The sequence below is a fragment of the Tuberibacillus calidus DSM 17572 genome, assembly GCF_000430685.1.
GTDB lineage: Bacteria > Bacillota > Bacilli > Bacillales > Sporolactobacillaceae > Tuberibacillus > Tuberibacillus calidus.
Genome location: NZ_AUMM01000004.1, coordinates 153,153 through 171,787 on the forward strand (window position 1 = coordinate 153,153; position 18,635 = coordinate 171,787).

Sequence of the window (18,635 nt, forward strand, 5' to 3'; positions counted from 1 at the left end):
AATGTCTAGCTTGTTTACTTTTATCCTTTTTTTGATTGTCTTTATTCCGATCGCTTTGATCCAAACTTGCATGCCCATCTTAACACGCCGGACGGAAAGCTTCGGGGTGGCCATTCCTGCTGAACAGTTTCACAATCCCACGCTAAAACAAATGCGCAAGACTTATGCGACCGGGAGCTTGATGCTAGCCATCGTGGCTTTAGTCTTGATGTTGCTCACTAGAAACTGGATGCCGGCTTTTCCCATTCTCCTGCTGGCGTATTTAGTCAGCTCATTTTTCGTTTACTATTATTTTCATCGTAAAATGAAAGCCTTCAAAGCCGAACAAAATTGGTATATCGAGAAAAAACAAGCGGTTACCGTTGATACCAGCTTCCGATCCCAGAAATTAACTTATTCCAATGGCTGGTTTGTCATCGGCCTGTGTCTTTCGGTGGCGACGATCATTTTCAGTTTTGCCGTGTATGATAAAATTCCGTCCAGAATCCCGATGAAGTTTGCATTAGACGGAACTGCTACCCGATGGGCGGACAAAAACGTGCGGACGCTGCTTTACATTCCGATCATTCAATTATACTTGCTCGGCTTGTTTATTTTCGTGAATGTGATGATCGGTCGGGCAAAGGCGGTCATTGACCCTGATGCACCGGAAGCTTCCGCACAGAGGAATGCGATCTTCCGCCGGCGTTGGTCCGCATTTATGATTACTATGGGTACGTTGCTCATTTTGATGATGGGTCTCACGCAAGTTTCTATGCTTTTCAATGTTCATCCCGAAGTCATGGGCGTCCTTCATATCATCTTTGTAGTTATCGTGATCATGGGTACCATCATATTATCGTTTACAACAGGGCAGGGCGGTAGCCGCATTAAATTACCTGCCAAAACGAATGCGACGTTGGTCAACCGCAACGATGATCGCTACTGGAAACTCGGTGTCTTTTACTTTAATAAGGAAGATCCTGCCCTTTTTGTAGAAAAAAGATTTGGCATCGGCTGGACGAATAATTTTGCCCACCCATTATCCTGGCTTATCATCATCGGGTTTATCGTGATCATTATTCTCATCGGCTGGTTTTTAGGGGATTGACCGGTTCGCTTCATTGTGGCGCCAGGGTCTGCCTTGAAAAAAAGAGTCACCGAAAAACAGGAGGAGTGCTGGTTTCAGGGATTAACCAGTACGCTTCATTTTGGCACTCGAGTCTACGTTGAAAAAAGCCTCTGAAAAACAGGAGGAGGAGCACTGGTTTCAGGGATTAACCAGTACGCTTCATTGTGGCCCCTGGGTCTAAAATGAAAAAAGATACTCCGAATAACAGGCCGAGTGTAGGTTTCCGTGCAGGCATTCAACAAACCGGCCCCTTTGTTTCAGCGAATTTTTGGCACTACCCGATCTCATTTTTTTAAGATGACGCCATAAAGTAAAAGGGGTTTTCAAAGATGAAAGAAAACAAATATGATGATCCACGATTTTTTCAAAAGTACAGTCAGATGAGCCGCTCGCAGCGGGGACTGGCCGGTGCATTAGAATGGGAAACCTTGAAAAAGCTCTTGCCGGATTTTAAAAACAAACGCGTGCTTGATTTAGGATGCGGGTACGGGTGGCACTGTATTTATGCGATGGAACAGGGTGCTTCTTCTGTTGTCGGTGTAGACATTTCTCAAAATATGCTTGCGGTGGCCAAAGAAAAGACACCTTTTCCGCAGGTAGAATATAGATGCTGCGCGATGGAAGATGTGGCATTCCCGGAAGAAAGTTTTGATGTCATACTCAGTTCCCTTGCCTTTCACTACGTCGCGGATTACGAGAATTTAATCAAAAAGATCTACCGAATGCTGAAGTTTGGAGGCGAGCTCATTTTTACAGTGGAACATCCTGTGTTTACGGCTAATGGGCCACAAGACTGGTATTATAACGAAAAAGGAGAGATCCTGCATTTTCCGGTGGACAACTATTTTTATGAGGGAAAACGAGCTGCCGTGTTTTTGGGTGAAAAGGTGACGAAATACCATCGAACACTCACCACCTATCTAAATACACTGCTTGCCAATGGTTTTGTTATCCAGCACATTGTGGAGCCGATGCCGCCGGAGCATATGATGGATCTTCCAGGTATGAAAGAGGAAATGCGCCGTCCCATGATGCTGATTGTTTCGGCAAGAAAAATTACAGAGAGATAGAACAAAAGATAGATGATGGATAACGAAACAAAGGTTATAATGTAAGCACCGCTCAATATATAGTGTTTTTTCTCAAAACATCTTTTTTATGATTTGGATGGAGGATTAAATATGAATCAGGGTTTTTTACCCATTGCTCTTATTGTGCTTATTTTTTTATTTGGGATCTACAAACGTGCTCGCCGGAATATCGGGCTGCAAAGGCTGAGTCAAGGGTACTTGCTTTTCAGAATCATTTTATTTACCGTTGTCGGACTAATCTTTTTCATTGAAGGGGCAATACATCCGATTAGCCTGGTGTCTAACATCGTCGGCATTATGATTGGAGCCATTCTTGCCTATTATGCGGTATCTTCAACCACTTTTGAACAGCGCGAAGGAAAACTATATTACCGCCCGAACATTTGGATCGGAAGTCTTGTTACTTTGCTTTTTCTTCTTCGCCTTATCTATCGTTTTTATGAGGTTTTTGAAAACACGTCATTTAAAGATTTACAGAAACAGACTTATGGGGCCGGAAACCCCTTTTCGTCACTTAGTCATTCCTGGTCATCCGGGTTAATCCTCATCATGTTTGCTTACTATATTATTTACTATGCGATTCTGTTAAAGAGGCTCAAGCAATTGCCTGAAAAACTTAGGAACTAATTAAGAGCAAGACCATTGCGTATAAAACCGTTAAGGTGATCCTTGTAATCCTGACGGGGACAATATGTGCTCACCGGCATCGGAAATCCGCTTATGAAAAAGAACGATGGGGGTTTCCGCATGACGGAATTTTTGGGCCAAGATCACAGCCCGCCAATCGGGCATTCCCCACCATTAAAATTTATATAAAAGCAAGCGCATCATATTTCTGAAGGTGGGAATCAGACCCATTGCCGAATAAAGCAACCGCGTTTTCATTGGGAGTTGACGAATGAATGTGGATTTAAAAATCGATACCTCAGTGATTCTCTGAAGTTTGGGGTCTAAGCGGTCCACATCTTTCAAGTCGTCAACCATCCATTTGTGCACGGCCCCCGTCGTCTCCTTTAGTTCCTCTTTACCAGAACGGACAGCGAAAGCGTTCATGACATCAAAAGCCATCTGTCCATGTGGGAAATAATCGGTCAGCCGATTGAGCAGGCTTTTGACTTCATCTTCCGTCAAGTATTCCAACATGCCTTCCATGATGATCATGATGGGCTTATTTTGGGGGATTTGCTCCAGCCAGCCCGGGTCATTGACTGAAGAGGCGATCATTTTGTAACCCTCATGTTCTGAGAAAAAGTTCTTGCGCAGTTCGATCACTTCCGGAAAATCGACATCATACCAACTCACTGTGGATGGGGGCTGGATCCGGGTGATTCGGGTATCCAAACCGCAGCCCAGATTAAGCACCGTCGCATAGGGATACTGACCGATAAACGCCTCAAGCCATGTATCCATTTGTTTAGCCCTCATGAGCATGATTTCATTTCCGAATTGATTGATTTTCTCAAAATCATAATCCAGCATGCGGAGAATCGCTTCGGCTTTTTTATCATTAAGAATGGTATGTTTTGAGCGGCTGTCCAGAGCTTTTGCCTGTAAAGTAATAAGAAGCGTCTCTTTTTCTTCAGTTAAATGGATTTTGTGAGTTTTATTTGGACCCGCCATGTTCATCTCTACTCCTCGCACATTTTTTTCAACAAGATGTTCGTTTTATGGAGGGCATATTTTAAATCGAATTGTTCTTCCGTGCTCAGCTTGGCGACTTGTCCAGAAAATTTTTGGTAAATCCGCGTCCATTTTTCATTGACCATTTCCATTCCTTTGGGTGTAAGGGAAACTAAAACGGCACGCCGGTCCTTCGTGTCCGGTGCTTTTGTGACATAACCGCCCGCTTCTAAATCCTTGATGATATTCGTTAATTGCTGTTTCGCGATATTTAAGCCTTTGCTGATGTCTTTCAGATTTAACGCCCGCTTTTGCATGTACAAATATTCCACGACATGATTTTGCAAATGGGATAATCCCGCGATGCCTTTGTTTAAATCGCTAAAACTATCGAAGACATTCGGTATCAGTGCCATGTATTCTTTCGCAATTTCTTCGATCATAAAACATTCCTTTCTTTATATGGGTAAGGAAGTATAATTTTTTCACATCAATATTAGGGCAACTAGGACTCCCCCTGCGCCAAAAGGCTTACATAGGCCGACAGAAGGGCTGGCAGAGCTAAGTTTTTTATATGGTAAACATAATATTACAATATGTACGTTATGTCAAACTTTTATTCGAAAAAAAGTATATTTTTATTTACTAATTTTATGCCTGAAAAGAAATAAGCACTCTTTAATGAGTGCTGTTAAAAACCTTATTTTAGAAATCAAAACTTTGTTCCAATAATTTTATATGGAGGCTCCGCAGTTTCAATTGTAAAGTTTTGCTCAGCCTTCACCTCGACGGTCGTAGGATGGATCGTTGCCCCTCTGTCGGTTGGAAACCACGGCCGCCCCTCCTTCGTCAGAACGAGTACACCCTCTTGATCGCCGTAAAACTGAAAGGTTTCCGAATCTCCGTCATGGATATCCTTGATGGCCTGAAGCTCTTTTTTAAATGCTTCAATGTTAGGGACGGGAAGGCCGATTTCCACGATTTTAAGCCAATCAGAAAGTGCGTTTTGCTGATCGATCCCTAACAATTCCACAATATTGCCGTCTGGATCCTTGAAGTAAAATTGCTTTGCTCCCCATTTCCAACTCTCTCCGCGATGTAAAGCATCTTTTTCAGGAATTCGCGCAACCACATCGTCAAAAGCGGCGGCAATCATCAAACAGGCGAAATGGTAATAGGGCCATTCATTCCCTTTTTCAAAAGAAAGAAACGAATTACCAACTTGAACTTTAAAGGAATGCGGCGTTTCACTAACAAGCCTCATGGAAAGCGTATTGACATAGAAATCTTTCATCTCATCAAATTGATGAACTTTCAACTGAACGTGGTGAATGTGCATTTTCATCCCTCCCCATTTGCCATTAGCATAGACGAAAAGGGTAGTCGCAATCAAAAATAATGACTGAAAATTGACGGAAATTTAGCCAACGACATATCCCTTCATAGCTTTCTGTTATTGTTGCCGCTTACGCTTCGAAAGGATGTAGGCTATTATTGGTGAGACATTCTTCTCCAACGCAGACCGCACCATTAACAAGACGTCATGAATAAGATCTTTTAGGCACGCGAAAAACCACCTTAACCGTGAACAGGAATTCCGACGTTCCCAATAAAAATTTAACCCGCAGGCAAAATATGAAGAAGCCGCCTCAACTTGAGACGGCTTCCGCTTAGAAAAGGGAATGGTTCACGTTAAATTACCAAACGTAGGCGGTACCAACGATAATTAAGAGAATGAACAATACGACAATCAACGCAAAGTTATAGCCGTATCCGTATCCATAACCCATCACCGCTCACCTCCCTTTATTTATCTGATGTATTTTACGTGTTATCTTAAATATTGATATGGACAAACGTTTTATTAACAAAAAAACAAACCTTTGAACCTCGTCAAAATACCCTTAGGCGTCCCATGTCGATTTTTTCGGGCTCCATGATGGGATTTATCGAGGCCTTATAAAATTGTAAGCAGATTGGGCAATCCTCTCCTCACCACCCTGATGGACCTTTACATTCCCGATAGTGCCGATGTTTTTCTACTAACAGCTTAAGATGTAGGCGGGTCGTGGGGAGAATTAGCATATAACTACAGGCAGGTTTTAAAGGCAATAAAATATCGATCGGATTCGGGATGAATACTAGGAATTTATAAAATAAAAGTTGGATTGGTATGGGTTAATGGATTGGGATTGCAGTTGTAAAATTTGTTGAGGGACCTAAGGAGATTTAAAAAATGATCACACATCCTGTCTTTTCAAATTTAAAATTGCACTCGAACGGCGAGTTATATAAGGTGCTTGGAGTTGGCATCGAGAAAAGAAGGACAATGCACGAATGGCCCTTATCATGTGTTCAGGAATTGCAGCTATATAATGGTACTAAGTGGATTTATAAGTCTCAGCGGCCTCCAACGGTGGAAGCCAGTTTCTACGAACATGCTCGTTCTGATCTTTTGCCTACACATCGATATTTAGGAAAGTTTGATCATTGCGATACGATGATACTAGAGTATATCGATGCGCCATTGCTTTGTCACAAAGGATGTGAAGAGAAAGATTTTGTGGAGCATGGAAGGCAGATCGTCACGGAGATCGGTCATATCGAAGGCGAACTACCGGTATATCTCGATATAAGTTCACAAGATGCGTGGATAGATTTTGCCCAAATGACATTGAAAAATCTTAGAAAATTAGCTGATGATGGCCGTTTTAGCCTTATAAGCGCGAAGGCGATAGAGAATCTAAAATCTTGGGTTCAATCCACAAATACACTTAAAACCGTTACAAATGGTTCGCGTGTCATACATAGTGACCTTAAAGGTGATCAAGTGTTTATCACCGCAGATGGATATCGTGTCATCGATTGGCAACGGCCCATCATCGCTCCGCCAGATGTTGATTTCGTTTCTTTGCTCGTTTCGCAGAAAATAGATCTTATGAAGTATGTAGACCCTGAAATCATAAGGATTTATGGGTTTCTTCGCCTTTACTGGGCTGTTGAAGCACAATTGCATTTATTTCCGGATCAAAAATGGCCTTTGTTTCAAAAATGGGCATTGGAAGCCATTAATTACATTAAGAATACAGTTCGGCTTTAAGGGTTCCTTATCTTTCGTATTCGGAGGAGAGTTCAGAGCGTCGTGCTGCCAAGGCCGATCCGAAATCGAATCAACAAGGATTTCCATTCAAAACGGTGCCCCCCAACCTTCCAAACGCGTTTGCGCGAGCGATTTTTGGTTTTTCGGCACGAAAAAACGTTGCGCAAAAACTTAAATCGCAACGTTTTTAGACTCAGCGGCGTTTGAAATACCGCGCAGCAATCAGATATAGGGGTTATTAGGCTATTTGCCAAAGACTTGTACTGGTAAGCAAGGCTATCATTTTTCAGGACAGGATAAAGGCAATTAAGACTCTGCCTCGGAAATGACTGGTAAGTAAAGATATCATTTTTCGCTTGTACTATGGCAACAATTGGCCCCACCTTCGCCAAGAGGCTCAGCAGCACCATGTTTTCAAAACACGGTCTTTTTACAAAACCTTAAACCATAACGGCGATTGGTCATTCGGGTCGCCGTTGTAATTGATAAAGATTTCTTCGCCTTCCTTAATGTCACGATAGGCAATGAAGTTAATGGTTTTCTTTTCCGTATCAATTTTTACGATGGCATTTGGTGTATAAGAGTGGTTGAATAGGGAACCATATCCTAAAGCCAAGGCGCAGTCGCCATTCGTTTGGCTCCAGTGAAACACGTAATTGGACAAAACCGTTTTATCGATCAGCGGGAACTCCTCTGCTTTGATGACAATGACTGGCGCTACATGGATCAACTCACCCTTTTTGATATCGCGGCGGGCGAATACGCCTCTTCCGTATTTGGACTTTTTTATCTCGATCACTTGCACCAACCCTTTATTCTAAGTCTTCTAGACAGTCTCGTAAAAAACGGCTTCGCTCTTCGATGAATGTCAGCATCAAATCTTTTTCTCCGTCAAATTTCTCAAGGTCGGAAGCATCATTAAAAATCATATGGGGACGAATAGTCTCGGTCAGGGATGTGATGATCGGCTCGAGATAATCGGTCGTAAATAAGGTGTCGAGCAACTCCTCCAAGAGCTTGCGATATTGCTTCCGAAAAGCGGGGAATTCAAAAAGCCTGCCGGACAGACCGTTTTTTCTGCCGCCAATCAGCATGACATCCGGTTTGCGCCTTTTGCCTCTCCAGTCACGGCCAAAAGTCGCGTCATAATCCCACGGCATGATTTCAAAAAGACCGGACTCAGGGTTGCGGTAAAGGGCATAGTTATGGTAAAAACCATCCAAATTTTGCGTGCAAACGGCAACGGCGAGCCAACGCAAATATTTATCGACAGCGAGGTATTTCTGTATCTCTTTTTCAAATTCACAGTCTGGAGTCTGATTAATCTTACGAATGAATTCAATTAAAAAGAGATCGTCTTTGGGCGTTCCAACCTTCCGTTGATACCCACTAGTCAATGACTCTTTTTCTTTTTTCGTTAAGGGGCTGATCAGGGAAAAATCTGCATCATAGTTGATCCCGTAATAAATGGGACCAAGCGGAAGCCCTCTCTTCTTCAAAAACAATTCGTTTACAGATTCCAATAGCAAATAGACGCCTTCATATTCGCCATTTAAATAAAAACGCACATGTTGTGAAGAAGGCGCTAAAACACCAAAAGCCTGAAATAAATCAAGGGAAAGTTTATTGCGAATGGATGATGGATCTTTATATTCTGCGTTGAGATGAAATTCCCGCGGTTTTCTGCGTGACTTTAATTTTATAAAGTACGATCTTTTCGGAAGGTTTTTCGTGTAATGCCCGCGATATCGGGTTTTAATGGAAAATTTTTTGTTATCAATCATCATTTGACCCGGGACACTTGATGTATATTTAGGGTCATCTAATTTTGCAATATCATTAGGGTCGACAAATAGTTGGAACTTAGGCAATCGTTTTCGATCATTCATTGACGCATTCACCCACCTCCATAACCTCGCTAAAATGTAGGATCAGAAATTCATTACTAAAAAAGTTGAATTGAGAAAACCAAGGGTCAATGCCCTTGGTTCCTCATAGATATTGTCTGGAGAACTCCAATGGGTATGAAAGTTCTCTTTGTTTAATTCCCTTTTTTATTCTTATGTTTTTTGCGGTTCTTTTTCTTATTCTTTTTGTTTTTCTTCTTATTCTTCTTGGGATCGAGTCCCAATTCTAGAGGAAGCCCAGGGTCTAGGGGACCATGAGTGTGGTTGGAGCCGGATCCGCTTCCAGATCCATTACTTGTATGGCAGGTGTCAAAAAGACCAGACCCGTGCGACCCAGACCCGTGCGACCCAGACCCGTGAGACCCGGAGCCATGAGATCCGGACCCGTGCGACCCGGAGCCATGCGACCCTGACCCGTGAGATCCGGACCCATGCGACCCATGTCCGTGAGACCCAGATCCATGGGAGCCAGATCCGTGAGATCCAGATCCATGAGACCCAGACCCGTGTGATCCAGGGCCGCCGGGTCCGAAAATTCCTTTTTTCGGCATATCAATGACCTTCTTTCTTTTTTTATTTGTAGTATATAAGCGCATTGTTAAATAAGGGACGGCATTTGAATCAGACCAAGTATGTATTTTTAAGACGTTTTTGCAAATGGACAGATACTTACCTTCGAATGGCTTATCGTCCTTGAGATTTTTCATAAAAACTAAAACAACAGCAGCTTCAAATCCATCACTTGTTCCTATGAACGAAATACCTAAATCAAAGAATATTTTTTGATATATAGCTCAAAACTAAGCAAAAAGCTGGCAAAGGGGATTAATCGATGGAGTTTTTTAAACCATTTAAACTTGGCACTCCGAGTTCTACCCATGAAAGACTGTCTTCCACGGAGATCGGTAAACTGTGGGCGATCTATTTGGGTAACACGCTGTCACAATGCATTTTAAGTTACTTTTTGCAGCATGTGAACGATCCGGATGTAAAAAAAGTTGTGAGTTATGCGAATAGTTTAAGCGACGAATTCGTCCAAAACGTAAAATATATTTTTAAGAAGGAAGGTATACCCCTTCCTTTGGGACTGACTTCAGAAGATGTTAATTTAGGGGCACCAAGATTATTTGCCGATGAGTTTTATTTGCATTATTTAAAATATGTCGGTAAAGCGGGCTTAAGCATTTATTCCGTTGCTGTACCTTTAGTGTTAAGAAAGGACGTCCGTGATTTCTTTATATATTGTTTAAATTGCAATATGAAGCTTTTATCAATGGCCAATGATGTGATGTTGGACAAGGGGTGGCTCATGAAGCCGCCGCCTATTCCCGTCCCCGACAAAATCGATATTGTTGAAAAACAAAGCTTTTTCAATGGCTATTTTGGGAATGTTCGAACGCTACACGCGCTGGAGATCACCCATCTTTATGATAATCTTGAAAACAATGTTGTCAGCAAAGCGCTTTTGATTGGTTTTAGCCAAACGGCCAAAGAAAAAAAAGTGAAAGAATATTTACTTCGCGGCAAAGATATTACAAACAAACACGTTGAAATATGCTCACAGAAACTTCATAAGGATAACTTACCATCTCCACCGCTGTTGGATCATCTCGTCAGCACATCAGACTTTCCACCGTTTTCGGAGAACTTAATGGTACAACATAAGGTCGACATGTTCTCGATGAAAATCCGATCCTACAGCAATGCCCTTTCCCTTAACGGTAGACGGGATTTGGCGGCAATGTATACAAAACTTATTGCCGACGTCAGCTTATATATGGAAGATGGATCTAATATCCTGATTGATAATGGCTGGCTCGAACAGCCTCCTCACGCAGCGAACCGTGAAAACTCATAAATTTGGGTTTAATGGGGCGGTATAGACATACCGTCTTTTTTGGTCCAGCATAAGTACAATTAAGGCTCCGCCTTCGCCTAAAAAGGCTTGGCGGAGCCAAGTTTCCTTTATACTGGTAAGTCGGTATAAAATTGGAACCAACTTCTAAATAACACTGGCAAATGCGGTGGCCGCTAATAACCATTCGGTTTATACCGCATAAAGCATGAGTCAGATACAACTTATTGTGCGGCTAGGTCTTAAGACCCCTTCAGAACCACGACATTTGTCATATATCTTTTAGGGAGGGGCGATGGTAAAATAAGGGCGGAGTGATAGCGCTTCCCCTTTTTATAACTAAACATGCGGAACAATCCCTTGGCGAGGGCTACAGCCTTTTTTGTAATAAAACTCGACGCGCAAAAAGGCTGCCGAACTTGAGGACTACACCGTTTTTATGGAAAAGTTGCCAGCAAGCAAAAAATTTGGTCTCTGCTTGGAAATTGGATTAGATTAGATTTAATAAGTGTTATTCAAGTTTTTAACGAATGACAACCCCAAAAAAAGTGAAATCGAAGCGAATTATCTAAATGGTTAGATTAAAGGATCAATGCGGAGTGAACCCAAGGCTACTGATTCCCCTTAAGAGTGACCCCCGAAGTGGCGAAAAACAAAGGTGAGTCAATTTTACATAAAAAAAGCCCCCTGCATAGAGCAGGGGACCTTCCCCGAGAGAGAAGGGTGGAAAAGACCTTGTAAAGATGATTTGGGTTATGACGGTGCCCTCCAGGTCTTTCCACAAAACAGCAAAGTATGAAAAGAGACAATCGGATCGCAAGTGTTTGGTTCATATATACCGAATCTTGACCCCCCACGGCTTTCTTGGCTAGATCCCTAAATACAAACTGAACCAAACGTGATGCGGATCCGAAAGCCGACATGTTCCCCTAATGTCGACTTGCATCTATATCATAACGTTTGCCCCATTACAAATTCATTACACTTTCGGCCTAATCGGAAAATTTTTTTAGAAGTAAAAGCTAGTATAAAAGATTCGGATCTCCCACAGTATCGTGTACCGTGTTATTTTCAAGAGTCTGTGACTATAAAATCTAGCCCAAGCACAATGAACGTTAGCTTCCCGGGGGATCGGCGGTCAAAACATCCGCAAACTAAATTTGTGCTATTTTTCTCAAGAGAGCGGCGATAAAAACTCGCGCAACGGCTAGAAACTCAGTTTAACTCTGTAAAAAAAAGACCGGGTGTATGCCCGATTTTTTTATACTGAAAAAAAGTATATTATTTTTCAGGCCAGTATAAGGATCACTAAGGTTTTTGCCTCGGCAACAAGGCTTTGTACTGGTAAGAAATTATTTATTAGGCGAGCCTAGGGGCCACTAAGGCACTATCTTCAACTAAAAGCCTGGGCGGAGCCTATTTTTTTAATGGGCCTAATCAAGGCACTATAATCAGGCTGATGTTCCCGTTGCGCAGTAATAGGTATGGGTTGCCGTCTCGGGTTCTATCGGCCATTTAGGGCTGAAAATTTTTTTGGAATGGTCGATAGCTTGAATTTATTGGAAAATCGAAGCTGATTTGAAGGCTGTTTTGTCAATATCTGTATCCTATTGACCATTTTTAAATCAGAAGGGGATCAAAATGGTGTTTAGAAAGGTTCTAACGTCCATTTTGGACTGAAAAATTTTTTAAAACGGCTGATAGCTAGAATTTATTGGAAAAACATGACCCGTTTGGGAGTTGTTTTACCAATCTCTGTATCCTATTGATCGTATTAAAGTGAGAAACGGGTCATAATGGTCTTTAAATTAGGGCGCACTACGATTTTGCTTCCCGCGGACTGGAATAGGACGCCTTCGAAACCTTGCTGCAATTTACCCCGATAATTAGAATCCACACCCCCATACGAGATCAGAGAAATTGTCATGAAGCGTGTGTGCCCGAAAAAGGCTTTAAGCTTTCGATTTTCCCAAAATGATCTCCCAATCTGAGGTAAAAAATCCTGCATGAAGGAGCGGACTAAAAAACGTCCCACTAGCATCCCGAAACCGGGACACAGTGGGACGTGTAACTGTGTCAATGGATATGAAGTTAAGAAAAATGCCTGATTCGTGGTGATCACATGGTTTTCTAAGTCTGTTCAATCTGGTGGATAAATGATTCCTTCATCTGAGCGCGGAAGCAAGGCGTATTGATCCCCTGTCATAATGAACAATTACACAAAATGTCGGCCTGTAGTTCCCGCCAACTGAGATGACGCGCTGTAACCCGTACGACTGTAGCATCACTGATGCATCCTTCAAATCCCAAATCACTCATGCTGTAAGGCGCCACCCACTCTATCAAGCAAAACGGCACATCCAGCGATTTTTCGTGAACCGTGCCACTTCAGTGACATCCCCTTGGAACTCGGTAAACCTATGTCGTACAACGAAACGCACATCATCCATGCCGTCCTGCATAACCCAGTTATCTGCTCAACTCGGCCATCTGCTCAACCGAGCTAACCCGGACGACTCCGCACCGCTGTACGGCCTCAATAACACTGACTCGCCCCCTTGCGACTTCCAGCCACTGTATACCTCCATGCCAAAGCTGCAGTATCGCCTCCTAGGTACCTCCACGCCAAAACCGCATCATCGGCCCCCACATCACCCAAATCCACATCACCGCCCTCTAACCCGCGCGATGATTTCGTTGATTTTCTCCTTGCAGTAGCCGTCGTAGATTTCGACAGCTTGGCCTTCGCGCAGGAGTTCGAGGGCATCATCGTAGGCTTCGTGTTCTTCGCAGCGGTTGACGAGCTTCATGAGCAAGTTGGCAAGCTTGTTTTCGACGGTGATCCTTAAGTCGACAATCCATGGCGCGTTCAGTCCGGATAGAAAGCCGCTTTGGTAAAGCTCGATGAGGTGCAGGAATTCCGCTTTCATCTCTTTCAAGTCGCGGCCTTCATGGAAATTTTCGTGAAGCGCGTGAATAAACCGGGTGACATCGCTATTGACATGGCATTGCAGGCTGACTGAGCCGCGCGTAACTTTTAGAGCATTGACTAATTCGGCATCCCCCGTCGACTCAAAAATCGATTTCAGATGATTCAACATCACGCGCAAGTAATTTTTCGCTTTTTCGGCATCGACTTCCGAGAAAAACGCATCGATCAAGGCTTCGCGGGGCACGGTTTTTTCGAGTGCGAGATATAGCAAAAGCTCTCGGGACGAGCGACGGGTCCATGCCCCATCGATGGGCAGGCCTCGCCATTTCACCGAAAACTTACCGATTGTCCGGATTTCCAGAACCGGTGCGGCGACTTCCATTTTATACGCGTTTTCCAGCGCCTCTCTCATTTTTTTTAAGAGAAAATGATAACTCGGCGGATGAGACGACTCCGGCGGATTCGCCCAGAATTCTCTCACTGAACGGATGAAAAGCTCGGGATGATCGATAAAAACAGCATTGCGCGCATTCGGGAAAATTTGCACGCGGCTTGCCGGAATCACCGACCCATATAACGCAATATAATGGGGCGGGAAAATGGGATTTCGGTCACCGTTTATCAAAAGCGTCGGTACGCGAATGCCTGGAAGGTGTTCCATCAACGAATGGCCGTTGCCAAAAATGAGCCGGACGCCCTTGCGATACATATCCGGGTCTACTTTACGGACGGCGTTCTCGATTAAGGCTCTTTTTTCCTGTTCCGTTCCAACGACTTCGGATTGAATGATTCTTTCGGCAAAGCTTTCGATATGATCCTTTATGTATAAAGACCGGGCGGAATACTCATAGCTGTATATTTCTTGGGGGAAGTAAAGGGGTGTCGAGACGAGCGTTAACGAGCGCACGCCGGCCCATTGTCGAGCGAAGCGGATGCCGATAATCCCACCAAAGCCATGCCCGATGATATGACAGCGCTTAACTTTTAAGTGGTGTGCGAGTTGTTTCAGACCGTTGACCATTAAATCCCATGATAATGGCTGAGTGACAGCATCCGACTGTCCGTGTCCGCACAGATCATATAGTAAAATATGATAATCGCCCCGAAACCCATCCACCACACCGCTCCAAATGTTGTGGTCAAGACTTAAACCATGGATGAAAATAACGGACTCGGCTTGGGATTTCCGCGCTTTGAAAAACTCATAAGCTAACCGGGTACCGGTATCTTTTCTGACAAGATAATCCATGGTCTTCCCCCCTAAGCGCAGCAAACGAACTCGATGAAGCCTTTTTGCCTATTATAACGTATTCCCTCGTCGATGACCAAAAAAGATAGAAAAGAATGGTAAACACTCGACCACCTCATGCAGGCATTCAACAAAAATCCATTCCATATAAAAAAAATCGACAGCAATCTGCAACATGACTTACTAAAAACGTCGCATAATGTCGGAAAAATTTTACAAATTATAGGACTATAAGACCTATCTTTGTAATGGTTGTGTAACGGTAAATCATTTATCATTATAAAGAATGTGGGACAAAAGTCCCAAAACCAACAAAATGGCTTCGGGGAGTGAAAAGATTGGATCGATATCATTTCTATTTAGAATTTGATGGAAAGCGTACTCATGCTAAGGCGTACGATGCCCCCGTCGAACAAATTATGGCGACCGACATTCATCAGGCCATTGAACGCTTTTGCCGGCGGAAACATCTTGAATGTGTTCAATATGAAGCACTGTCCGACGAAGCCTATCGCGCTTATATGGTCAAAAAAGCCTTTCTTAAGCCACCCGTGGAGCAAGTCTATTATATTGAAGTCAGTCTCTCATAAATATGACTTTAGATGGACGGCTTTTTTCCTTATTGTAACGGAAGTGTAACGATAGCGGGTGTATGATATGTATGTTGAAATGATACGAAAAGGACAAAACTACTACGGTAGTTCCTTTTTTTGACATAAAATTGACGAGAAAACGGTGATTTTGTCGATGTGGAAGTTTTTTCTTTGAGTCTCCGAATCTTTAAAATACTCGGGGCATTCTATGCTATAATAACAACATAGTTTAGCAAAGATACGATTCGACAGTAATGGAGGCTCAAACGATTCATGGAAGAAACAATCAGTTTGCAAGAGATATTCCAAATACTAAAGAAACGGCTTGTGATGATTATCGTCATAACGCTTTTGGCTTCCGCCGCGAGCGCTTTTGTGACCTATTTTTTCATCACGCCGAAATATGAAGCTCAAACTCAGATTCTCGTCAACCAAGCGCAACAAGACCCATCCCAATACAATGTCAGTCAAATTCAGGCGAACGTCCAGTACGTCAATACATACAGCGTGATCATCAAAAGCCCGACTGTCTTGAAGGATGTGATCGACAAACTTCACCTGGATCTCACACCTAATGATTTAAAAGAAATGATTTCGGTGAATAGTGAAAAAGATTCACAAGTGTTCACGGTAGCCGTTCAAGATGCCGATCCCGCTAAAGCGGTTAAAATCGCAGGCACCATTGCCGCGGTTTTTAAAGAAAAGATTCCGCAAATTATGAATGTCAATAACGTCACGATCTTGTCTAAAGCGCAAATTTCGAACGACGGCTCACCTGTATCACCGAAGCCGAAGTTAAACATCGCCATTGCATTTGTCGTCGGTTTAATGATTTCAGTAGGACTAGCCTTCCTGCTGGAATACCTTGATAACACGATTAAATCTGAAGACGATATTGAGAAAGATTTGGGTTTACCTTTCTTAGGCATGGTCGCCGAAGCGAAAATGGACGACTTAAAGCCATTATCATCACGTACGCGCCGCACGGTACCGGGGGGTGAGCGGCTTGAGGCGTAAGCGCACGAATCTCAACAGCATGAAACAACGGTTGCTGATCACGCATCTGAATCCGAAATCGCCGATCGCCGAACAATATCGCACGATCCGCACGAACATCGATTTTTCAATCGCTGACCGCAATTTGCGCTCACTTGTCGTCACTTCCTCCAGCCCAGGCGAAGGAAAATCGATGACAGCGGCCAATCTTGCCGTTGTCATGGCTCAGCAAGGCCGCAAAGTGCTACTGGTGGATGCCGACCTTCGCAAGCCAACGGTTCATTATACGTTCCGTTTGATCAATACCGAAGGCTTGTCCAATCTTTTAACCAAGCGAGCGACACTTACCGAAGTTATTAGGAAAACCGATGTCGATAACCTCTACGTCATCACCAGCGGACCGATTCCGCCAAACCCGGCGGAACTGCTTAGTTCGCGGGCGATGCATGATTTTATGACTGAGGCGCTCGGCATTTTTGACATCATCATTTTCGATACGCCGCCAGTGCTCGCCGTTACGGATGCACAGGTTCTCTCAAGCCAAGCCGACGGCACCGTGCTTGTCGTCGCAAGCGGCACAACAGAGAAAGATGCAGCGCTGGAAGCCAAAGACCTCTTGCAAAAATCGCAAGCGCGCATTTTAGGCGTGGTGCTCAACCGTCAGCCGATCAAAAACAGCCGCTACTATTACTATTACGGAAATTAAGAAAAGATAAACGAGATGCAGTTTTCCTAAAAATAGGATAGGTCATTGAATACAATAGAGATAGAGATTGAAAGCATACGAGATGAGCACGAAACAAAGGGGATAAAACCGTGATTGATTTACATTGCCATATCCTCCCGGGGGTGGATGATGGGGCAAAAACCGAACAAGATGCGCTGGAGATGGCGCGGGCGGCGTGTGCGGAGGGGATTACGCACATTGTCGCCACCCCGCACCATCGAAACGGCGTCTATGAAAATACGAAAGACGAAATCATTGACCAAGTCCAGCTGCTGAATGAATGGCTCGACCAAGAAGGCCTTCCCGTCATGATTCTCCCGGGACAAGAAAACCGCATACAGGGAGATCTGGTCGAGAAACTCGAAGCCGGGGACATTTTAACGATGAACCGTACGGGGAAATACGTGTTTGTCGAATTCCCGACCTCACATGTACCACGATATACAGCCCGCATCTTTTACGATTTGCAGCTTTCCGGCATCATACCCGTGATTGTACATCCTGAACGAAATCACGAGATTGAAAAATCACCAGAAGTCCTCTACGAACTGATCAATAACGGCGCGCTGTCGCAAGTGACGGCGGCAAGCGTCATCGGTAAGTTCGGCAAGAAAATACAGAAGCTTACCTATAAAATTTTGGACCATCAATTGGCGCATTTCATTGCCTCTGATGCACACAACACGACATCGCGCGCTTTCCATCTCCGCGAAGCGTACGAAACGGTCGCGTCTGACTTCGGGGTCGAGCTTCGTTATCTTCTCGAAGAAAACGCGGATCTTTTAATTCACGGCCAGTCCGTGAATGCCGAACCGCCGATGCCGATTAAGGAAAGAAAATTTTTGGGGATTTTCTAGCACGAAACAGGGGGAACGTCACATGAACACCGTCAGAAAAGCAATTATACCGGCTGCCGGGCTCGGCACGCGTTTTTTGCCAGCGACAAAGGCGATGCCGAAGGAAATGCTGCCGATCGTTGACAAGCCGACGATCCAATACATCGTCGAAGAAGCGGTCAAGGCTGGCATCGAAGATATCATTATCGTCACCGGCAAAGGCAAACGCGCGATTGAGGATCACTTCGACAACGCTTTTGAACTCGAACAAAACCTGACAATAAGTATGTGTAAAATATTTCTCGAAGCAAAATGATGGAAAAAAATAGAGAAGGCACTCTAACATAAATGTATGCCACCAAGCAAATACATTTGAAGAGAGGCCTTCTCATGGAAAACATTATACCAAAAATATACCAATTGTTAAATGAAACTCGCGATTTTATTTCGTTTGAAGAACAGCTTAAACGGCTGATGTACAGCACATTTGCCGACGTGATGGGCATTGTCTTTGGTCAACTCGATGAAGCCATTGTGAATGAAAAAAGAAAAGAAGGATGGAAAAGAGAACGTAAAGATAAAAAGACGTTGACGTTTACTTTTGGGGCTGTGACTTAC

The 18,635-nt window shown here is 43.7% G+C and carries 18 protein-coding genes and 1 pseudogene; 11 read left to right on the forward strand and 8 right to left on the reverse strand.

Annotated elements, in window-relative coordinates; genetic code table 11:
* The first annotated feature begins 1 nt into the window (after position 1).
* The 3 genes from H532_RS0101815 to H532_RS0101825 all read left to right on the forward strand — a co-directional run bounded on the left by H532_RS0101815 (position 2) and on the right by H532_RS0101825 (position 2,829).
* On the forward strand, positions 2–1,090 hold the full coding sequence (locus H532_RS0101815; RefSeq protein WP_027724048.1) for a DUF1648 domain-containing protein: 1,089 nt from the start codon (positions 2–4) through the stop codon (positions 1,088–1,090).
* 350 nt (positions 1,091–1,440) lie between these two features.
* Complete coding sequence (locus H532_RS0101820) at positions 1,441–2,181, forward strand: class I SAM-dependent methyltransferase (protein ID WP_027724049.1); 741 nt, start codon at positions 1,441–1,443, stop codon at positions 2,179–2,181.
* Between the two features lie 111 nt (positions 2,182–2,292).
* Entirely contained in the window at positions 2,293–2,829 is a 537-nt protein-coding gene (locus H532_RS0101825) for a CcdC protein domain-containing protein (RefSeq protein WP_027724050.1), read from the forward strand.
* Between the two features lie 174 nt (positions 2,830–3,003).
* Here the strand turns inward: H532_RS0101825 and H532_RS0101835 are convergent, their stop codons facing one another.
* From H532_RS0101835 to H532_RS19770, 4 genes are all read right to left on the reverse strand, one after another.
* Complete coding sequence (locus H532_RS0101835) at positions 3,004–3,822, reverse strand: class I SAM-dependent methyltransferase (RefSeq protein ID WP_027724051.1); 819 nt, start codon at positions 3,820–3,822, stop codon at positions 3,004–3,006.
* Between the two features lie 8 nt (positions 3,823–3,830).
* The gene (locus H532_RS0101840; RefSeq protein WP_027724052.1) at positions 3,831–4,265 is read right to left on the reverse strand and encodes a MarR family winged helix-turn-helix transcriptional regulator; all 435 of its coding nucleotides are present in this window, start codon (positions 4,263–4,265) and stop codon (positions 3,831–3,833) included.
* A gap of 269 nt (positions 4,266–4,534) precedes the next feature.
* Positions 4,535–5,161, reverse strand: coding sequence for a VOC family protein (locus tag H532_RS0101845; RefSeq protein WP_027724053.1), 627 nt, complete (start codon positions 5,159–5,161; stop codon positions 4,535–4,537).
* A gap of 358 nt (positions 5,162–5,519) precedes the next feature.
* On the reverse strand, positions 5,520–5,612 hold the full coding sequence (locus tag H532_RS19770) for a YjcZ family sporulation protein (RefSeq protein ID WP_081412265.1): 93 nt from the start codon (positions 5,610–5,612) through the stop codon (positions 5,520–5,522).
* A 446-nt stretch (positions 5,613–6,058) separates the two neighbouring features.
* On the opposite strand from H532_RS19770, the gene H532_RS0101855 reads away from it, so the two are divergent.
* On the forward strand, positions 6,059–6,922 hold the full coding sequence (locus H532_RS0101855; protein ID WP_027724054.1) for a hypothetical protein: 864 nt from the start codon (positions 6,059–6,061) through the stop codon (positions 6,920–6,922).
* Positions 6,923–7,352: 430 nt separating this feature from the next.
* On the opposite strand, the gene H532_RS0101860 is transcribed toward H532_RS0101855, so the two are convergent.
* The 3 genes from H532_RS0101860 to H532_RS20165 form a co-directional block, all read right to left on the reverse strand.
* Positions 7,353–7,721 carry an SET domain-containing protein gene (locus H532_RS0101860; protein WP_027724055.1) on the reverse strand — a complete coding sequence of 123 codons (369 nt, stop codon included), beginning with the start codon at positions 7,719–7,721 and terminating at the stop codon, positions 7,353–7,355.
* Between the two features lie 13 nt (positions 7,722–7,734).
* A complete protein-coding gene (locus H532_RS0101865) occupies positions 7,735–8,811 on the reverse strand; it encodes a CotH kinase family protein (RefSeq protein WP_027724056.1) in 1,077 nt (358 codons plus the stop codon).
* Positions 8,812–9,073: 262 nt separating this feature from the next.
* Positions 9,074–9,232, reverse strand: coding sequence for a hypothetical protein (locus H532_RS20165; RefSeq protein WP_155994942.1), 159 nt, complete (start codon positions 9,230–9,232; stop codon positions 9,074–9,076).
* Positions 9,233–9,661: 429 nt separating this feature from the next.
* On the opposite strand from H532_RS20165, the gene H532_RS0101875 reads away from it, so the two are divergent.
* Complete coding sequence (locus H532_RS0101875) at positions 9,662–10,687, forward strand: DUF3231 family protein (protein WP_027724058.1); 1,026 nt, start codon at positions 9,662–9,664, stop codon at positions 10,685–10,687.
* Positions 10,688–13,350: 2,663 nt separating this feature from the next.
* On the opposite strand, the gene H532_RS0101885 is transcribed toward H532_RS0101875, so the two are convergent.
* Positions 13,351–14,865 (reverse strand): alpha/beta hydrolase, encoded by a 1,515-nt coding sequence (locus H532_RS0101885; RefSeq protein WP_027724059.1) that lies wholly within the window; start codon positions 14,863–14,865, stop codon positions 13,351–13,353.
* Between the two features lie 338 nt (positions 14,866–15,203).
* Between H532_RS0101885 and H532_RS0101890 the strand changes: the two genes are divergently transcribed.
* The 6 genes and pseudogenes from H532_RS0101890 to H532_RS0101915 all read left to right on the forward strand — a co-directional run.
* The gene (locus tag H532_RS0101890; protein WP_027724060.1) at positions 15,204–15,455 is read left to right on the forward strand and encodes a hypothetical protein; all 252 of its coding nucleotides are present in this window, start codon (positions 15,204–15,206) and stop codon (positions 15,453–15,455) included.
* Positions 15,456–15,731: 276 nt separating this feature from the next.
* Positions 15,732–16,475, forward strand: a complete 744-nt coding sequence (locus H532_RS0101895) for a YveK family protein (protein ID WP_027724061.1) — start codon at positions 15,732–15,734, stop codon at positions 16,473–16,475.
* A 19-nt stretch (positions 16,476–16,494) separates the two neighbouring features.
* Positions 16,495–17,160, forward strand: coding sequence for a CpsD/CapB family tyrosine-protein kinase (locus H532_RS0101900; protein ID WP_038111316.1), 666 nt, complete (start codon positions 16,495–16,497; stop codon positions 17,158–17,160).
* 110 nt (positions 17,161–17,270) lie between these two features.
* Positions 17,271–18,038, forward strand: coding sequence for a tyrosine-protein phosphatase (locus H532_RS0101905; protein ID WP_027724063.1), 768 nt, complete (start codon positions 17,271–17,273; stop codon positions 18,036–18,038).
* 22 nt (positions 18,039–18,060) lie between these two features.
* Positions 18,061–18,294: pseudogene (locus H532_RS0101910) on the forward strand (sugar phosphate nucleotidyltransferase); the annotation flags it as partial.
* 113 nt (positions 18,295–18,407) lie between these two features.
* The coding region (locus H532_RS0101915; protein ID WP_027724065.1) for a UPF0236 family transposase-like protein at positions 18,408–18,635 on the forward strand (228 nt) is incomplete at its 3' end.